The sequence below is a fragment of the Calidithermus chliarophilus DSM 9957 genome (assembly GCF_000430045.1).
Taxonomy (GTDB): domain Bacteria; phylum Deinococcota; class Deinococci; order Deinococcales; family Thermaceae; genus Calidithermus; species Calidithermus chliarophilus.
On sequence record NZ_KE387023.1, the window covers coordinates 2,314,210 to 2,315,128 of the forward strand.

Genomic DNA, 919 nt, shown 5'->3' on the forward strand with positions numbered 1-919 from the left:
GCTGGCGGGCTTCGAGGTGCGGGCCACCGAGGCCTTCGAGGAGTGGCTGGCCCTCGAGCAGACCCGCTGGCAGAACCTCTACCGCGAGGCCATGCTGGGCTGGACCCGCGGCCTGGAGGCCGCCTCACAGCGGCGCGACGCGCTGGCCGTCTACCAGCGGCTGCTCGAGCACGACCCCCTGCAGGAGGCCGAGCAGCAGGCGGTGATGCGCCTGCTGGCCGCGCTGGGCGAGGTCCCGGCGGCGCTGCGGCAGTACGAGCAGTACGCCCGGCTGCTCGAGGCCGAGCTCGGCGTGGAGCCCTCGGCCGAGACCCAGGCCCTCTACCGGCACCTGCGGCAGGGCAGCCTGGACGCGGTGCTGCTGACCCCCGCCTCCCCGAGCTCGCTGCAGGACCCGCCCCTGGTGGCCCGCAGTGGGGACTGGGCCTGGCTCGAGACCCACCTGGGCCAGGGCCTGGTGCTGCTGGTGGGCGAGGTGGGGGTGGGGAAGAGCCGCCTGGCCCGTGACTTCGCCAAGCGCCGGGGCGAGGTGTTCGCCGTCCGGCAGCGGGAGAGCCTGAGCGAGCTGGGCTTCGGCGGGGTGATCGAGGCGGTGCGGGCGGCGCTGGAGGCCGGGCAGTCGCTGGAGGGGCTCGAGCCCGTCTGGCGTGACGAGCTGGCCCAGTTGCTGCCCGAGCTGGGCTTCTTCGCCGGGGGAGCCCCTAACGGCAAGCTGCGGCTGTTCGAGGCCCTGGCCCGCCTGCTGCTGACCCTGGCCCGGCCGGGCGGCACGGTGCTTTGGGAAGACCTGCACTGGGCCGACCCCTCGAGCCTGGAGTTCCTGGCCTACCTGACCCAGCGCGCGCCCCACCTGGGGCTCTACCTGCTGGGCACGGCCCGCGCCGAGGGCTACCAGCGCGGGCGACCGCTCTACGAGGCC

1 protein-coding gene is annotated in these 919 nt (G+C 75.0%); it reads left to right on the forward strand.

Annotated features, from left to right (window positions below; all coding sequences use genetic code 11):
• The coding region (locus tag MEICH_RS0111240; RefSeq protein ID WP_036218511.1) for an AfsR/SARP family transcriptional regulator at positions 1–919 on the forward strand (919 nt) is incomplete at both ends.